Origin of the sequence: Neisseria sp. HMSC064E01 (genome assembly GCF_001808875.1) — a bacterium.
GTDB lineage: Bacteria > Pseudomonadota > Gammaproteobacteria > Burkholderiales > Neisseriaceae > Neisseria > Neisseria sicca_A.
Genome location: NZ_KV794980.1, coordinates 2,215 through 2,572 on the forward strand (window position 1 = coordinate 2,215; position 358 = coordinate 2,572).

Consider the following 358-nt stretch of genomic DNA (forward strand, 5'->3'; position numbering starts at 1 on the left):
GGGTATGGTTTGACCTTTTCCGTCGGGATGTCGAGGATATTGTGCGCGGGGTCGAAGGCGAATAGTTCGCTGCCGGCTTTGGTGATTCGACCGAGTTTGTCGTACTCGAAATGCGTCGTTCCCGTCCGCTGGTCGGTGCTGTGGGTCAGGTTGCCGGTGCGGTCGTAGCCGTAGCTGCGTTTGACGGCGGTTTGGCCATAACCCGCCGCTGCTTTGGTTTTGCCTTTGCCGCCTTCCGTCAAATCATTGAGGGTGGCGATTTGCCGTTTCAGACGGCCTAAAGGATCGAGTTCGTAGCGGCTGACGAGCTTACCCTGTGTGCGGTAGATTTCGCGGTGCAGTTTGTCGCGTTCGATGT

The 358-nt window shown here is 57.5% G+C and carries 1 protein-coding gene; it reads right to left on the minus strand.

The features are described from left to right. Positions 1 to 358: RHS repeat domain-containing protein (locus HMPREF2572_RS12770; protein WP_148132356.1), on the minus strand; the 358-nt coding region annotated here is incomplete at both ends.